This window comes from Pseudomonas sp. WS 5027, from assembly GCF_012985695.1.
GTDB lineage: Bacteria > Pseudomonadota > Gammaproteobacteria > Pseudomonadales > Pseudomonadaceae > Aquipseudomonas > Aquipseudomonas hygromyciniae.
Genome location: NZ_JAAQWU010000001.1, coordinates 630,746 through 646,174, shown reverse-complemented (window position 1 = coordinate 646,174; position 15,429 = coordinate 630,746). Strand labels below are relative to the sequence as shown.

Genomic DNA, 15,429 nt, shown 5'->3' with positions numbered 1-15,429 from the left:
GTAAACCGGCAGGACGCCGGTTTAGCCGCGCTGGGCCATGGATGGCCCATCGCGGCGGCCCCCCAAATCAATGTCGGATTACGGGCACACCGAGCCTAGGCGAGGTGCCGAGTGGTGGGGCAAGAGCGTTTTGCTTACTTTTGCGCTGTTCAAAAGTGAGCCGCCGTAAGGGCGGAACCCATACCCGCCGCGACCGCAGCAACGGATATGTACACATACCCAGAAGAGCGAGTTGTGTAGATACTCATGCTGCGATAGCGGTGTATCAGTTGGCAGATAAGTTGCTGACCCACAGCGATCGCAGGCAAGCCAGCTCCCACATTTTGGTCGGCGTATGCCCTACCGCCGCCGATCCTCTCGCGGGCATTTGGCAAACCGTGCCCGGTAGCTGCGGGTGAAGTACGACGGTGACTCAAACCCACAGGCAATGCTCACTTCCAGCACGCTCATACCACTCTGGCGCAGCAGTTTGCGGGCCTTCTCCAGGCGCAGGCCGAGGTAGAAGTTGCTCGGGGTGTCGCTCAGGTGCAGGCGAAACAGACGCTCCAGTTGCCGCCGCGTGACCTTGATCATCTGCGCCAGCGCCAGGGTGCTCAGGGGTGGTTCGGTGTGTTGCTCCATCTCGCCGATCACCTGCACCAGCTTCTGGTTGTTGATCCCGTAGCGCGTGGCGATCTGCATGCGCTGGTGATCCTTGCGCGGGCGGATGCGGCCCAACACAAACTGTTCGGAGACCTGAATCGCCAGTTCCGGGCCGTGGGCCTGGCTGATCAGGTCGAGCATCAGGTCGATGGAGGCGGTACCGCCCGCGCAGGTGATGCGCCGGCGGTCGATCTCGAACAGTTCCTGGGTCACGGCCAGTGCGGGATAGGATTCCTTGAAGGCATCGATTGCCTCCCAGTGCAGGGTCAGGCGGTAGCCGTCGAGCAGGCCGGCCTGGGCCAGGACGAAGCTGCCGGTGTCGATGGCGCCGAGGGTCACGCCGTCATGCTCGAGGCGGCGCAGCCAGTGCTCCAGGGCTGGCGTGACGAACTCCAGCGGTTCGAAGCCGGCGACCACCAGCAAAGTCGCGTCTTTTTTCAGTGGTTCCAATCCGCCGTCAGCGTTGACCGACATGCCATTGCTCGCCAGCACCGCGCCGCCGTCCGCGCTCAGTACGTGCCAACGATACAGCTCGCCGCGAAAACGGTTGGCCACGCGCAGCGGTTCAATGGCAGAGATAAAGCCGATGGCTGAAAAGCCGGGCATCAGCAAAAAATAAAAGTCCTGGGACATGCAAGCGCTCTCGTCAGGCGGGCAGCGTGTGTTGTGTGTACGCCAGTTCAATCGCCCATTCAAGGGCACAGGTCGCTGCAGTGCAAGAGCGGGTCGCCGCCGTGCGTTTTACCGGGCTGCAAGGTGGGTAACTTGGCGACACGGTGCACAAAGACACCGGCCCCCACAATAACGACCTGCCGAGGGATCCATCATGAACCGACTGATCAGCCGCTGCGTGCTCGCGCTCAGCGCCGTCTTGAGCACCAGCCTGTGGGCGGCCGATGCCGCCTCCTGTAAAAACGTGCGCATGGGTGTGGTGAACTGGACCGACGTGATCGCCACCAGCGCCATGACCCAGGTGCTGCTCGACGGCCTCGGCTACACCACCAAGCAAACCAGCGCCTCCCAGCAAATCATCTTCTCCGGCATTCGCGACCAGCGCCTGGACCTGTTCCTCGGCTACTGGAACCCGCTGATGACCCAGACCATCACGCCTTTTGTCGACGCCGGCCAAGTAAAAGTCCTCGACGCGCCCAGCCTCAAGGACGCCCGCGCCACCCTCGCGGTGCCGACCTACCTCGCCGACAAGGGCCTGAAAACCTTCGCCGACATCGCCAAGTTCCACAAAGAGCTGGGCGGCAAGATTTACGGCATCGAGCCCGGCTCGGGGGCCAATACCCAGATCAAGGCGATGATCGCCAAGAACCAGTTCGGCCTGGGCAAATTCCAGCTGGTGGAGTCCAGCGAGGCCGGCATGCTCGCCGCCGTGGACCGCGCCGTGCGCCGCAAGGAGGCCGTGGTGTTCTTCGGCTGGGCGCCGCACCCGATGAACGTCAATGTGCAGATGACCTACCTGTCCGGCAGCGAGGACGCCCTGGGCCCCAACGAAGGCATGGCCACGGTCTGGACCGTGACCACACCGACCTACGCCGAGCAATGCCCGAATGTGTACAGGCTGCTGAGCAACCTGACGTTCACCGCCGCCGACGAGAGCCGGATGATGCAGCCGCTGCTGGAACACAAGGATGCCTTGGAATCCGCCAAACAGTGGCTCAAGGATCACCCCCAAGACCTGCAGCGCTGGCTGGAAGGCGTGACCACCTTCGACGGCAAGCCGGCTGCGGACAACCTGCAACTGAGCAGCAAATAACCTCTTTCGAATCACCGCTTCGCAGCTGATACCGGCTGCGAACGGCATCACTACGCCCGCCTGTAAGGAACCTGCCCCATGAACCACGACGTCATCATCACCTGCGCACTCACCGGTGCTGGCGACACGACCGCCAGAAGCCCACACGTGCCGGTCACCCCCAAGCAAATCGCCGCTGCGGCGGTAGAGGCCGCCAAAGCCGGCGCCACCGTGGTGCATTGCCATGTGCGCGACCCGCAAACCGGCAAGTTCAGCCGCGACGTAGCGCTGTACCGCGAAGTGATGGAGCGCATCCGCGAGGCGGATATCGACATCATCGTCAACCTCACCGCCGGCATGGGCGGCGACCTGGAAATCGGTGGCGGCGAGACGCCTATGGCGTTCGGCCCCAACACCGACCTGGTCGGCCCGTTGACCCGTCTGGCCCACGTCGAAGAACTGCTGCCGGAAATCTGCACCCTGGACTGCGGCACCCTGAACTTCGGCGATGGCGACACCATTTATGTCTCCACCCCGGCCCAGTTGCGGGCGGGCGCCAAGCGCATCCAGGAACTGGGGGTGAAGGCCGAACTGGAGATTTTCGATACCGGCCACTTGTGGTTCGCCAAGCAGATGATCAAGGAAGGCCTGCTCGATAACCCGTTGTTCCAACTGTGCCTGGGCATCCCCTGGGGCGCCCCGGCCGACACCACCACCATGAAGGCCATGGTCGACAACCTGCCGGCTGATGCGGTGTGGGCCGGCTTCGGGATTGGGCGCATGCAGATGCCGATGGCGGCGCAAGCGGTGCTGCTGGGCGGCAATGTGCGGGTCGGGCTGGAAGACAATTTGTGGTTGGACAAGGGCGTGCTGGCGACCAATGGGCAACTGGTGGAGCGTGCCGGGGAAATCCTCAGCCGCCTGGGCGCACGAGTGCTGAGCCCGGCTGAAGGCCGCATAAAAATGGGCCTGACCAAACGCAGCTAATCCCCCTGCCGCAACCAGCTCCCACAGTGAGCCTCTTTAGCACTGGAAATCACCGAACTTCTTTAGGACACCACCATGAGCTTTATCACCGAAATCAAAACCTTCGCCGCCCTGGGCAGCGGTGTCATCGGCAGTGGCTGGGTATCCCGCGCCCTCGCCCACGGCCTGGATGTGGTGGCCTGGGACCCGGCGCCCGGCGCCGAAGCAGCCCTGCGCAAGCGTGTCGCCAATGCCTGGGGCGCCCTGGAACAGCAGGGCCTGGCACCGGGCGCCTGCCAGGACCGTCTACGGTTTGTCGCGACCATCGAGGAATGCGTGCAAGACGCCGACTTCATCCAGGAAAGCGCCCCGGAACGCCTGGAACTGAAACTGGAGCTGCACAGCAAGATCAGTGCAGCGGCCAAGCCCGATGCGCTGATCGGTTCCAGCACCTCGGGCCTGCTGCCCAGTGAGTTCTATGAGAGCGCCACCCACCCGCAGCGCTGCGTGGTCGGTCACCCGTTCAACCCGGTGTACCTGCTGCCGCTGGTGGAAGTGGTGGGCGGCAAACACACCGCACCCGAAGCGATCCAGGCCGCCATAAAAGTCTACGAGTCCCTCGGCATGCGCCCCTTGCATGTGCGCAAAGAAGTCCCGGGTTTTATCGCCGACCGTTTGCTCGAAGCGCTGTGGCGCGAGGCGCTGCACCTGGTCAACGATGGTGTAGCGACCACCGGCGAGATCGACGATGCGATCCGCTTTGGCGCCGGTTTGCGCTGGTCGTTCATGGGCACGTTCCTCACCTACACCCTGGCCGGCGGCGACGCCGGGATGCGGCATTTCATGGCGCAATTCGGCCCGGCGTTGCAACTGCCATGGACATACCTGCCGGCACCGGAACTGACGGACAAGCTGATTGATGATGTGGTCGATGGCACTCGCGAGCAGTTGGGCAGCCATAGCATTGCGGCGCTGGAGCGCTATCGTGATGATTGCCTGCTGGCGGTGCTGGAGGCGGTGAAGACCACCAAGGCCAAACACGGCATGAGCTTCACTGAATAACCCTGTGGGAGCGGGCTTGCTCGCGAAAGCGATGCATCAGCACCGAATGCACCAACTGACACACCGCTTTCGCGAGCAAGCCCGCTCCCACATTTTGACTGCGTACACCTTGGGATTCATGACATGCCTACGCTGACCACCTACACCACCAAAATCATCCCCGACTGGGTCGATTACAACGGCCACCTGCGCGATGCGTTCTACCTGCTGATCTTCAGCTACGCCACCGATGCATTGATGGACACCCTGGGCCTGGACAGCGACAACCGCGAAGCCAGCGGCCATTCGCTGTTCACCCTGGAACTGCACCTCAATTACCTGCACGAAGTGAAGCTGGGCGCCGAGGTTGAAGTGCATACCCAGTTGATCGCCCATGACCACAAACGCCTGCATCTCTATCACAGCCTGCATCGGGTCGGCGAAGCACGGGAACTGGCGGGCAATGAACAGATGCTGCTGCATGTGGACCTGGCCGGGCCACGTTCAGCACCGTTCAGCGAGGGGGTTGCACAGCGCTTGGCGGCAATCAGTGCCGAGCAGGCAGATCTACCCCGGCCCGCCCTCCTCGGTCGCGTCATCGGCCTGCCCCAACGCTAACCCTGTAGGAGCGAGCTTGCTCGCGAAGAACGTCAACGATAACGCGCGCGGCCTGGTTAGACGCGGCGCCCTTGAGTTTTTCGCGAGCAAGCTCGCTCCTACAGACAAGCAGCCATAAAAAAGCCCCGATCAAGCCGTGACAGGATCGGGGCAGAGTGCTGTGTGAGCGTGCGGACTGAGGGTGACCAAACCTTCATGCTGCTTGCTTGAAAACCAGTGTGCCTGCAACCACCCTCGGTAACTGGCCCGAAAACGACCTGCTCATAGTCGTTCCAGCCATTGCGTCATTCAGCCCTTGCCGACCCGCTGGCAGCCCACCAGAATCAAAGGCTCCCCTAACCAGGATGAACGTCATGATGCACGCGGATTTGATTGATCAGGATGACCTGTTGAGCCAACTGCGCTCCCTGGGTTTCGAGGTGTCCAGCGGCGCCACCGCCGAGCAGGCCTGTGAATGCGCAGTGCGCGGCTTGAGTGAAGCGCGGGCCAAGGCGCTCAAGGGCATGGTTGAGCAGATGTACACCGGCAGTGCGACGATTCTGCCGGCGGTGCGCCAGGCGATTGATAAGCAGCTGTTGCCGGCATTGGTGCAGTTCAAGCAGAACTCCGGGGCCTGATACACCGCATTCGCGAGCAAGCCCGCTCCCACACTTGACTGCATTTCAAAGGTGGAACTCGGTCAAATGTGGGAGCGGGCTTGCTCGCGAATACAGACGCCTCGGTCTACAACCTTACACTGGCAAACGTCGACTCATTGCGCGCCTGGCTCAGCGCCGACATCGGCCCGGCCAACGGTGACAACACCAACGCCTGCGGAATCGGCATCATCGCCACTTGCTGGGTGGTGTTGGAGCCTACGCGCTCATCCCGTGGTGGGATGCCGAAGTATTCGCGGTAGCACTTGGAGAAGTGCGGCGTGGACACAAACCCGCATACCGAGGCCACTTCGATGATCGACATTGGCGTTTGCTTGAGCAACTGCCGCGCACGAATCAGGCGTAGCTTGAGGTAGTAGCGCGACGGCGAACAGTGCAGGTATTTCTGGAACAGCCGCTCCAGCTGGCGCCGCGAGACGGCGACGTACACGGCCAGTTCATCAAGGTCGATCGGCTCCTCCAGGTTGGCTTCCATCAGCGCGACGATTTCCTGCAGCTTCGGCTGGTTGGTGCCGAGCATGTGCTTGAGCGGTACGCGCTGGTGATCCTGTTCGTTGCGGATGCGCTCGTAAACGAACATCTCGGAAATCGCCGCCGACAGTTCACGGCCGTGGTCGCGGCTGATCAGGTGCAGCATCATGTCCAGCGGCGCGGTGCCGCCCGAGCTGGTGAAGCGATTGCGGTCGAGGGTAAACAGGCGTGTGCTCATGGACACCCGTGGGAAGGCTTCCTGCATCGACGCCAGGCATTCCCAGTGCACGCTGCAATCAAACCCGTCGAGCAGGCCGGCGCAGGCCAGGGCCCAGCTACCGGTGCATACAGCGCCGAGGCGGCGGGACTGGCGCGCCTGGCTTTGCAGCCACGACACATGTTCACGGGTCACAGTGCGCTGGATACCCACGCCACCGCAGACAATCACGGTGTCCAGGGCCGGGGCTTTGTGCATGGAGCAATCGGGGGTGATTTGCAGGCCATCGCTGGCCCATACCTGGTTGCCGTCGACGCTCAAGGTGGTCCAGCGATACAGCTCGCGGCCAGACAATTGGTTGGCCATGCGCAGCGGTTCCACTGCGGACGCCAGGGAAATCAGCGTGAAATTGTCCAGCAGCAAAAAGCCGATGGATTGAGGCGCACGGTTCTGGGGTTGGGCCCCGGAGTTGAACGACGTCATCGCGGTATCTCCTCACACAAAGCAGGTGATGGCCTCAGGCGAGGCTCTTGTTATTGCGCTCTTCATCCATCAGGAGAGAGGCTTTGGATTGATAGAGCAAATGCCATGCCTAAAGTTGAATAGGTATTCAATAACTCCTGAAAACGACCTGTTGAGGTGTCTATATAAGCCCACGCCCGGCGTGAGGATATGACTCGGAAAAAGCCTACGCTCAGGGTCTGTGAGCAGATCGGTAGCACTTGTGGGAAGGCGCTTTCAGGGCGTAGGAAAAGTGTGTCACCACACGCACAGGTGACGGGTGGTAGGGAGGGAGATCGTTCGCAAGCTACTTATCTGTTTGCGACGCGCTAAAAGGTGGCGATTTTGGTTGGAGTGTTCACTTTATGAGCAGTGTTGTTTGAACTACCGCCATCGCGGCATCGGTACCTACACAACTTTCAGACACTGACGCCCCCCCTGTGGCGAGCGGGCTTGCCCCGCGCTGGGCTGCGAAGCAGCCCCAAAACCAGCCGCTACGGAGTATCTGATACACCGCACTCGGCTTACTGGGGCTGCTTCGCAGCCCAACGCGGGGCAAGCCCGCTCGCCACAGGGGGGGCGTCAGTGTCTGAAATTGTGTAGGTACCGATGCTGCGATAGCGCTATCACCGGTTCAACACTCCACAGCACTCACCGCCAACCCACCCCGCGATGTTTCCTTGTACTTGTCATGCATATCCGCGCCGGTATCGCGCATGGTTCGGATCACTCGATCCAGGGAGATAAAGTGCTGGCCGTCGCCGCGCAGGGCCATTTGCGCCGCGTTGATCGCCTTGACCGCCGCAATCGCGTTGCGCTCGATGCACGGCACTTGCACCAGGCCACCCACCGGGTCGCAGGTCAGGCCCAGGTTGTGCTCCAGGCCGATTTCGGCGGCGTTGCACACTTGCTCCGGGGTCGCGCCGAGAATCTCTGCCAGCCCTGCCGCCGCCATGGCGCAGGCCGAACCGACTTCACCCTGGCAACCCACTTCGGCGCCGGAGATCGAAGCGTTCTTCTTGCACAGGATGCCGATCGCCGCCGCACCGAGGAAGTAATCCACCACATTGGCCTCGGTGACTTGCTCACTGAACTTCATAAAGTAGTGCAACACCGCCGGGATGATCCCCGCCGCGCCGTTGGTCGGTGCGGTGACCATGCGCCCACCGGCGGCATTTTCTTCGTTGACCGCCAGGGCAAACAGGTTCACCCACTCCATGGCGCTCAAGGTCGAGCCGATCACATTCGGCTTGCCCAATTCCTGCAGGCTGCGGTGCAACTTGGCGGCGCGGCGGCGCACATTCAGGCCGCCGGGCAGGATGCCTTCGTGCTTGAGGCCCTGCTCGACACAGTCCTGCATGGCGCGCCAGAGTTTCATCAGGCCACTGCGGATTTCTTCCTCGGAGCGCCAGACCTTTTCGTTGGCCAACATCAATTCGGCGACGCGCAGGTGGTGGGTCTTGCACAACTGCATCAACTCCACCGCGCTGGAAAACTCGTAGGGCAGTTCGGTGCGATCCATATCGGCCACGCCGCTGCGCGCCTGGGCTTCATCCACCACAAAACCGCCCCCCACCGAATAGTAGGTATCGCGATGCAACTCGGTTTGGGCGCCGTAGACCACCAGGGTCATGGCATTGGGATGGAACGGCAGGTTTTCGTCGATCAGGCGCATGTCCCGCGACCATACAAAGGGCACCGGCACGCGGTTGTCCAGCAGCAGCGTCTGCGTCTCGCGCAGGGTCTCGATGCGCCGGCCAATCTGCGACGGATCAATCGCGTCCGGCCACTCACCCATCAGCCCCATGATCACCGCATTGTCGCTGCCATGGCCGATGCCGGTGGCCGACAACGAGCCATACAGCTGAACTTCGACGCGCTGCACCTGTTCCAAAAGAGCACGTTCACGCAAGTTTTGGACAAACAACGCCGCGGCACGCATGGGGCCGACGGTGTGGGAACTGGACGGCCCGATGCCGATCTTGAACAGGTCGAAAACGCTGATAGCCATTGCGCGAAACTCCTCGATAGCACGGGCCAGGCGCAATAACGCCTGGTGGCGGAGCTGCTACGCTCAAGTCGCCCAGATGGCGGCATCATCAAGCTTTCGTTGCGCCGTCCGGCGTCTCACACCGACATACCCATGCTCACCAGCGTCGTCCCCGCGCAATGGGGCGTAATCGCCGTTTTTTGCGGCGCAGATCGAGAAAAAGTGCAGTTTTGACTGTGGAAAAACCTGTATGCGACGTCACCGACACTGGATACGACCATCCCTGTACTGGATACGACGCACCCTGTAGGCGTCAGATTTTCACTGGTACATGATCAGTCTCGACTCGTTTGCAAGGCACCGAGGCTGCACGTTGCTCGCACGCCCCAACTGCAACACTTATAAGCGCGGTCTAGCACCGCCGGAAAAACACCAGGAGTCCAAACCCATGAAAGGTTCCCACCCGTTGTTGTTGGCCGCCATGCTGAGTCTTCCCTTTGCGGCCCACGCTGCTGATCCCGAGCAGTGCAGCACCGTCAACTTCTCCGATGTCGGCTGGACCGATATCACCGTCACTACCGCCACCACCAGCGAGATCCTCAAGGGCCTGGGCTACAAGCCTCGCACCACGATGATTTCCGTACCCGTGACCTACAAGTCCCTGGCCGACGGCAAGAACATGGACATCTTCCTCGGCAACTGGATGCCGACCATGGAGAACGACATCAAGCAATACCGCGATGCCGGCACCGTGGAAACCGTGCGCGCCAACCTGGAAAACGCCAAGTACACCCTGGCAGTGCCACAAGCGCTGTACGACAAAGGCCTGAAAGACTTCGCCGATATCGTCAAGTTCAAGACTGAGCTGGATGGCAAGATTTACGGCATCGAGCCGGGCAATGACGGCAACCGCACCATTCAGACGCTGATCGACAAGGATGCCTTTGGCTTGAAATCGGCCGGTTTCAAGATCGTCGAATCCAGCGAAGCCGGGATGCTCTCCCAGGTCGAGCGCGCCAGCAAACGCGACAAGGCCATCGTGTTCCTGGGCTGGGAACCGCACCCGATGAACACCCGCTTCAAGATGAAGTACCTGACTGGCGGTGATGATTCGTTCGGCCCCAACTATGGCCAGGCCACCATCTACACCAACACCCGCAAGGGCTACTCCGAGGAATGCAGCAACGTGGGCCAGTTGCTGAAAAACCTGGTGTTCACCCTGGACATGGAAAGCACCCTGATGGGTAACGTCCTCGACGACAAAATGAAACCCGATGCCGCCGCCAAGGCCTGGCTGAAGAAGAACCCACAAGTACTCGACACCTGGCTCGCCGGGGTCACCACCCTTGATGGCAAACCAGGACTTGCCGCCGTGAAAGCCTACCTCGACAAGTAATCGCTGACCCTGGGCCGGCGTGCCGGCCCAGGATGTTTTCCCTCTTCGCATGTGGACATTCACTACCATGCTGACTGAACAGAAAATCCCACTAGGCCAGTACATCGCTGCCTTCGTCGAATGGTTGACGCAGAACGGCGCCGATTATTTCGACGCGATCGCATCGACACTGGAAACGATGATCCACGGCGTGACGTTCGCGCTGACCTGGTTCAATCCGCTGGCATTGATCGGTCTGATTGCGCTGCTTGCACACTACATTCAACGTAAATGGGGGCTGACTGTTTTTGTGATTGCCTCCTTCCTGCTGATCCTCAACCTGGGGTACTGGCAGGAAACCATGGAGACCCTGGCCCAGGTGCTGTTCGCCACCCTGGTCTGCGTGGTGATCGGCGTGCCGCTGGGCATTGTTGCCGCGCACAAGCCGATGTTCTACACGATGATGCGGCCGGTGCTCGATCTGATGCAGACCGTGCCGACCTTCGTCTACCTCATCCCGACCCTGACCCTTTTCGGGCTGGGTGTGGTGCCCGGCCTGATCTCCACGGTGGTGTTCGCAATCGCCGCGCCGATCCGCCTGACCTACCTGGGCATCCGCGATGTACCGCAAGAACTGATGGATGCCGGCAAGGCCTTTGGCTGCTCGCGCCGCCAGTTGCTCTCGCGCATCGAACTGCCCCACGCCATGCCGAGCATTGCTGCCGGCATTACCCAATGCATCATGCTGTCGTTGTCGATGGTGGTGATCGCGGCCCTGGTGGGCGCCGACGGCCTCGGCAAACCCGTGGTCAACGCGCTGAACACCGCCGACATTGCCCTGGGCTTTGAAGCGGGCCTGGCGATTGTGCTGCTGGCCATCATGCTCGACCGCATCTGCAAACAACCCGACGCCAAAGTAGGGGGTGATGCATGAGCATTATCCGATTCGACAATGTCGATGTGATCTTCTCCAAAGACCCACGCGAAGCCCTCAAGCTGCTGGACGAGGGGATGCACCGCAACGAAATCCTGAAAAAGACCGGGCAGATTGTCGGCGTGGAAAAGGCCAGCCTGGATATCGAGAAAGGCGAGATCTGCGTATTGATGGGCCTGTCCGGTTCCGGCAAGTCGAGCCTGTTGCGCTGTATCAACGGCCTTAACACCGTGAGCCGTGGCCAGTTGTTTGTGGAGCATGAAGGTCGCCAGATCGACATCGCTTCATGCACACCGGCAGAGCTGAAAATGATGCGCACCAAGCGCATCGCCATGGTGTTCCAGAAGTTCGCCCTGATGCCTTGGCTGACTGTGCGCGAAAACATCAGCTTTGGCCTGGAGATGCAGGGTCGCCCCGAGAAGGAGCGGCGCAAGCTGGTGGACGAAAAGCTCGAACTGGTCGGCCTGACCCAATGGCGCAACAAGAAGCCCGACGAACTCTCAGGCGGTATGCAACAGCGCGTCGGCCTGGCCCGCGCCCTGGCGATGGACGCCGACATCCTACTGATGGACGAACCGTTCTCGGCCCTCGACCCGCTGATCCGCCAGGGCCTGCAGGACGAGTTGCTGGAGCTGCAACGCAAGCTGAGCAAGACCATCGTGTTCGTCAGCCACGACCTCGACGAAGCACTCAAGCTGGGCAGCCGTATCGCGATCATGAAAGACGGCAAGATCATCCAGTACAGCGTGCCGGAAGAGATCGTGCTGAACCCGGCGGATGACTATGTGCGCACCTTCGTCGCCCATACCAACCCGCTCAACGTGTTGTGCGGCCGCAGCCTGATGCGCACCCTGGACAACTGCAAGCGGGTCAACGGTTCGGTGTGCCTGGATCCGGGCGGCGACTCATGGCTGGACCTGGCTGAAGGCAACACCATCCAGGGCGCACGGCAAAATGGCGTAGCGATGAACCTGCAGAACTGGGCGCCAGGGCAAGCCGTGGAAGGCCTGGGGCGGTTGCCGACGTTGGTGGATTCGAATATCGGCATGCGCGATGCGTTGCAGATTCGCTACCAGACCGGCAACAAGCTGGTGCTGCACGACAACAACAGGGTGGTGGGGATTCTGGGGGACAGCGAGCTGTACCACGCCCTGCTGGGCAAGAACCTGGGCTAATAAGGCTTTTTGTAGGAGCGAGCTTGCTCGCGAAAAACGTCAACGATAACGCGTGTTTCCTGAAGGAACCCGGTGCCTGTGAGTTTTTCGCGAGCAAGCTCGCTCCTACATTTGACCGCATTGCCACGTTTGAACAGGCGGTGTCAGTGACGACACCGCCGGCTTTCAACTATCAGCTATAGACACGGCCAAGGAGCTGCCGATGGCTTTCAAACTGATCGAGCACATCCCGGGTGATCTGCTCCTGGGTGAAGCCCATCAGGTCGTATTCCTGACCGCCGTTGTGCAGGTAGACCTCGGCGCGGTAGTAGCGCGCACGCTCCTCGTCCGCCTCGATCGACTCACTCGGCGCCGCCAGGTAACCGTCCAGGCTCACCTCGTAGACAAACGGGTTGCCTTCCATCTCGATCCGCACGCCAATGCAGCGCTTGGATTTACCCAGCAGCGTCTGCACATCCAGCCCTTGGGCGCGCAGGGCCACGGCGGCTTCTTCCAGGGCCGGGGTGACTTTCTTGTCCATGAAGCGCTGCACCACAGCCTGGCTCGGTTGCAGGTCCTGGGCAGTCAGGCGCTCGCTGAAACCACGACGGCCGCGTTCGGCCAATTGCGCCTGCTCCTGTTCGATGGCCACGTCCTGGCGCATGGCCTTGTGCAGACCGAACATAAAGAAGATCAACACCACCGAGAACGGCAGGCCCGCCAACACCACCATGGTCTGCATGGCTTCAAAGTTGCCGGCAAACAGCAAGCCGATGGTCACCAGGGTGATTACCGCCGACCAGAAGATCCGCAGCCAGTGCGGCGCATCCTCATCCACGTTGCCGCCTTTGCACGACAGGTTGGCCATCATCACCGCGCCGGAATCCGCCGGCGTCAGGAACAGCACAAAGCCGACAAAGATCGACACGCCGATCACCACTTTCGACGCTGGGTAGTATTCCAGCAACTGGTAGATCGCCATGGATGGCTGCTCCAGCGCGGTCTTGCCCAGCTCCACGGCACCATGGTTGAGCACCAGGTCCAGGGCCGAGTTGCCGAAGATCGACAGCCACGCCAGGGTAAAGCCCAGCGGGATCAGCAGTACGCCCGCCACCAGTTCACGCACGGTACGGCCACGGGAAATACGCGCGATGAACATACCCACGAATGGCGCCCAGGAAATCCACCAGGCCCAGTAGAACAGGGTCCACAGGCCCATCCAGCGCTCGGACTTCTCGCCATCGCCTTCGTACACGTACAGGTCGAAGGTCTTGAGCACCAGGCCGTTCATGTAGTCGCCGATGTTCTGCACAAAACCGTTAAGCAGGTGCAGGGTCGGGCCAAACAGCAGCACGAAAATCAGCAGGCCGCTGAACAGCACAATGTTCAGGTTGGACAGGCGGCGAATGCCGTTTTCCACACCCGACACAGCAGCGATGGTCGCCACGGTGCTCATCACGATGATCACGATCAGCAGGTTGGTGTTGCTGTGCTCCATGCCGAACAGGTTTTCCAACCCCGACGACACTTGCATCGAACCAATCCCCAGGTTCGTCACCAGGCCCAGCAGGGTCACGAACATGCCGAAGCCGTCCACCGCGTGACCGGCCGCGCCTTTGACCCAACGCTCGCCCATCAATGGGTACAACGCCGAGCGCAGCGCCAACGGCTGGTTATGCCGGTAGGCAAAGTACGCCACGGCCAGGCCGACCAGTGCGTAGATCGCCCAGCCATGCAGGCCCCAGTGCAGGAAGGTCAACTGCAACGCCTGGCGTGCGGCCATGTGGGTGGCGGCGGCGCCTTCAGGCGGGTTGAAGTAGTGGTCCAACGGCTCGGACGCGCCGAAGTACAGCAACGAAATGCCGATGCCCGAAGAGAACAACATGCCGGCCCAGGCGCCGTAGCTGAAGTCTGGAGTGTCGGCCTTGCTGCCCAGCTTCAATTTGCCGTAGGAGGAAAACGCCAGGCCCACCACAAATACCAGGTAGGCGGCGATGACCACCATGTAGTACCAGCCAAAGCTTTTCGAGAGCCAGGTCTGGGCGACTCCCAGCATTCTGCCGGCCTCTTGCGGGGCGATGATCAGAACGGCGGTCAACAACAGGATCAACGCGGTGGAGGTGTAGAACACCCAACCGTTGACCCGCACCTTTTCCGGTGGGGTCTTTATTAGAGAGGCAGAACTCATGGCACAGAGGCTCCGGGCAGTGCGAGAGAGGACACAAGGCAGCGCTTGACCCGCGCCATCGATTTTTCGGCAGTCGACGGACGGGTGTTATAAAGACATCCCGAAAAACCCCGAACCCCAGCGAAGCGCTGTCACGGGCTGTTTCAGGGGTTTTTATGGATGTCAGATGTGCCTGCCTACATGTAGGAAATACCTGTAGGCAGCGACCATTTGTCGCAGATCTTATTCTTTGTTGATTGAACGTTCAATCAAAACAAAATAGACTGGCCCTCAAACCGACGAACGTTTACGCCCGTCGGCAGGCCTAAGGAGAGGTGCTACATGCCCAAGGTCGGTATGCAACCCATACGCCGCCAGCAGTTGATCGAAGCCACATTGACGGCCATCGATCAGGTTGGGATGGGAGATGCCAGCATTGCGCTGATCGCCCGTCTGGCCGGAGTCTCGAACGGCATCATCAGTCACTACTTTCAGGACAAGAATGGCCTGATCGCCGCAACGATGCGGTACCTGATGAATGTGCTGATCGAGAACGTCCACGAACGCCGGCAGGCATTGAAGGAAGACAGCCCACGGGCGCACCTTCAAGTGATTATTGGCGGCAACTTCGACGCCAGCCAGGTCAACGGCCCGGCAATGAAAACCTGGCTGGCCTTCTGGGCCACCAGCATGCACCACCCGTCTTTGCACAGGTTGCAGCGGATCAACGATCACCGCCTGTATTCCAACCTGTGCTGCCAGTTCCGCCGTGTGCTGCCACTGGAAGATGCACGCAGCGCAGCCCGAGGCCTGGCGGCCCTGATCGACGGCTTGTGGTTGCGCGGCGCCCTGTCGGGAGACGCTTTCGACACGGAGCAGGCGCAACGGATCGCTTACGAATACATGGATTTCCAATTGGCCAAGCAGGTGAGTTAGAGCACACATAAACGCTC

The 15,429-nt window shown here is 60.9% G+C and carries 13 protein-coding genes and 1 pseudogene; 10 read left to right on the top strand and 4 right to left on the bottom strand.

Annotation, left to right across the window (positions count from 1 at the left end; all coding sequences use genetic code 11):
• Positions 1 to 339: 339 nt before the first annotated feature.
• Positions 340 to 1,275, bottom strand: a complete 936-nt coding sequence (locus tag HBO09_RS02975; RefSeq protein WP_169991562.1) for a GlxA family transcriptional regulator — start codon at positions 1,273 to 1,275, stop codon at positions 340 to 342.
• Between the two features lie 193 nt (positions 1,276 to 1,468).
• Here HBO09_RS02975 and HBO09_RS02970 point away from each other — a divergent pair, with 193 nt between their 5' ends.
• From HBO09_RS02970 to HBO09_RS02950, 6 genes and pseudogenes are all read left to right on the top strand, one after another.
• Positions 1,469 to 2,407 carry a choline ABC transporter substrate-binding protein gene (locus tag HBO09_RS02970; RefSeq protein WP_169991560.1) on the top strand — a complete coding sequence of 313 codons (939 nt, stop codon included), beginning with the start codon at positions 1,469 to 1,471 and terminating at the stop codon, positions 2,405 to 2,407.
• Positions 2,408 to 2,485: 78 nt separating this feature from the next.
• Entirely contained in the window at positions 2,486 to 3,373 is an 888-nt protein-coding gene (locus HBO09_RS02965; protein WP_169991558.1) for a 3-keto-5-aminohexanoate cleavage protein, read from the top strand.
• Positions 3,374 to 3,448: 75 nt separating this feature from the next.
• The gene (locus tag HBO09_RS02960) at positions 3,449 to 4,414 is read left to right on the top strand and encodes an L-carnitine dehydrogenase (protein WP_169991556.1); all 966 of its coding nucleotides are present in this window, start codon (positions 3,449 to 3,451) and stop codon (positions 4,412 to 4,414) included.
• A gap of 123 nt (positions 4,415 to 4,537) precedes the next feature.
• Positions 4,538 to 5,011, top strand: a complete 474-nt coding sequence (locus HBO09_RS02955) for a thioesterase family protein (protein WP_169991554.1) — start codon at positions 4,538 to 4,540, stop codon at positions 5,009 to 5,011.
• A 16-nt stretch (positions 5,012 to 5,027) separates the two neighbouring features.
• Positions 5,028 to 5,114 (top strand): annotated as a pseudogene (locus HBO09_RS28770) (outer membrane lipoprotein carrier protein LolA); the annotation flags it as partial.
• 250 nt (positions 5,115 to 5,364) lie between these two features.
• Complete coding sequence (locus HBO09_RS02950) at positions 5,365 to 5,628, top strand: hypothetical protein (protein WP_029300669.1); 264 nt, start codon at positions 5,365 to 5,367, stop codon at positions 5,626 to 5,628.
• Between the two features lie 106 nt (positions 5,629 to 5,734).
• Here HBO09_RS02950 and HBO09_RS02945 read toward each other — a convergent pair whose 3' ends face one another.
• A complete protein-coding gene (locus HBO09_RS02945; protein ID WP_029300670.1) occupies positions 5,735 to 6,838 on the bottom strand; it encodes a GlxA family transcriptional regulator in 1,104 nt (367 codons plus the stop codon).
• Positions 6,839 to 7,490: 652 nt separating this feature from the next.
• Entirely contained in the window at positions 7,491 to 8,867 is a 1,377-nt protein-coding gene (locus tag HBO09_RS02940) for an L-serine ammonia-lyase (RefSeq protein WP_169991552.1), read from the bottom strand.
• A 427-nt stretch (positions 8,868 to 9,294) separates the two neighbouring features.
• Between HBO09_RS02940 and HBO09_RS02935 the strand changes: the two genes are divergently transcribed.
• The 3 genes from HBO09_RS02935 to choV all read left to right on the top strand — a co-directional run bounded on the left by HBO09_RS02935 (position 9,295) and on the right by choV (position 12,330).
• The gene (locus HBO09_RS02935) at positions 9,295 to 10,242 is read left to right on the top strand and encodes a choline ABC transporter substrate-binding protein (protein ID WP_169991550.1); all 948 of its coding nucleotides are present in this window, start codon (positions 9,295 to 9,297) and stop codon (positions 10,240 to 10,242) included.
• 67 nt (positions 10,243 to 10,309) lie between these two features.
• Positions 10,310 to 11,155, top strand: coding sequence for a choline ABC transporter permease subunit (choW, locus tag HBO09_RS02930; protein WP_032858679.1), 846 nt, complete (start codon positions 10,310 to 10,312; stop codon positions 11,153 to 11,155).
• Positions 11,152 to 12,330 carry a choline ABC transporter ATP-binding protein gene (choV, locus tag HBO09_RS02925; RefSeq protein ID WP_169991548.1) on the top strand — a complete coding sequence of 393 codons (1,179 nt, stop codon included), beginning with the start codon at positions 11,152 to 11,154 and terminating at the stop codon, positions 12,328 to 12,330. The genes choW and choV overlap by 4 nt, the downstream gene beginning before the upstream one ends.
• 172 nt (positions 12,331 to 12,502) lie before the next feature.
• Here the strand turns inward: choV and HBO09_RS02920 are convergent, their stop codons facing one another.
• Positions 12,503 to 14,440, bottom strand: a complete 1,938-nt coding sequence (locus HBO09_RS02920) for a BCCT family transporter (RefSeq protein WP_232545555.1) — start codon at positions 14,438 to 14,440, stop codon at positions 12,503 to 12,505.
• A 378-nt stretch (positions 14,441 to 14,818) separates the two neighbouring features.
• Between HBO09_RS02920 and betI the strand changes: the two genes are divergently transcribed.
• A complete protein-coding gene (gene betI, locus HBO09_RS02915; protein WP_032858683.1) occupies positions 14,819 to 15,412 on the top strand; it encodes a transcriptional regulator BetI in 594 nt (197 codons plus the stop codon).
• Positions 15,413 to 15,429 lie beyond the last annotated feature (17 nt).

Bases quoted from the DNA above. Each gene is read 5' to 3' on its own strand.
- choW (WP_032858679.1), top strand. From the start codon at position 10,310: ATGCTGACTGAACAGAAAATCCCACTAGGCCAGTACATCGCTGCCTTC.
- HBO09_RS02955 (WP_169991554.1), top strand. From the start codon at position 4,538: ATGCCTACGCTGACCACCTACACCACCAAAATCATCCCCGACTGGGTC.
- HBO09_RS02935 (WP_169991550.1), top strand. From the start codon at position 9,295: ATGAAAGGTTCCCACCCGTTGTTGTTGGCCGCCATGCTGAGTCTTCCC.
- HBO09_RS02960 (WP_169991556.1), top strand. From the start codon at position 3,449: ATGAGCTTTATCACCGAAATCAAAACCTTCGCCGCCCTGGGCAGCGGT.
- HBO09_RS02975 (WP_169991562.1), bottom strand. From the start codon at position 1,275: ATGTCCCAGGACTTTTATTTTTTGCTGATGCCCGGCTTTTCAGCCATC.
- HBO09_RS02950 (WP_029300669.1), top strand. From the start codon at position 5,365: ATGATGCACGCGGATTTGATTGATCAGGATGACCTGTTGAGCCAACTG.
- HBO09_RS02970 (WP_169991560.1), top strand. From the start codon at position 1,469: ATGAACCGACTGATCAGCCGCTGCGTGCTCGCGCTCAGCGCCGTCTTG.
- betI (WP_032858683.1), top strand. From the start codon at position 14,819: ATGCCCAAGGTCGGTATGCAACCCATACGCCGCCAGCAGTTGATCGAA.
- HBO09_RS02940 (WP_169991552.1), bottom strand. From the start codon at position 8,867: ATGGCTATCAGCGTTTTCGACCTGTTCAAGATCGGCATCGGGCCGTCC.
- HBO09_RS02965 (WP_169991558.1), top strand. From the start codon at position 2,486: ATGAACCACGACGTCATCATCACCTGCGCACTCACCGGTGCTGGCGAC.
- HBO09_RS02945 (WP_029300670.1), bottom strand. From the start codon at position 6,838: ATGACGTCGTTCAACTCCGGGGCCCAACCCCAGAACCGTGCGCCTCAA.
- choV (WP_169991548.1), top strand. From the start codon at position 11,152: ATGAGCATTATCCGATTCGACAATGTCGATGTGATCTTCTCCAAAGAC.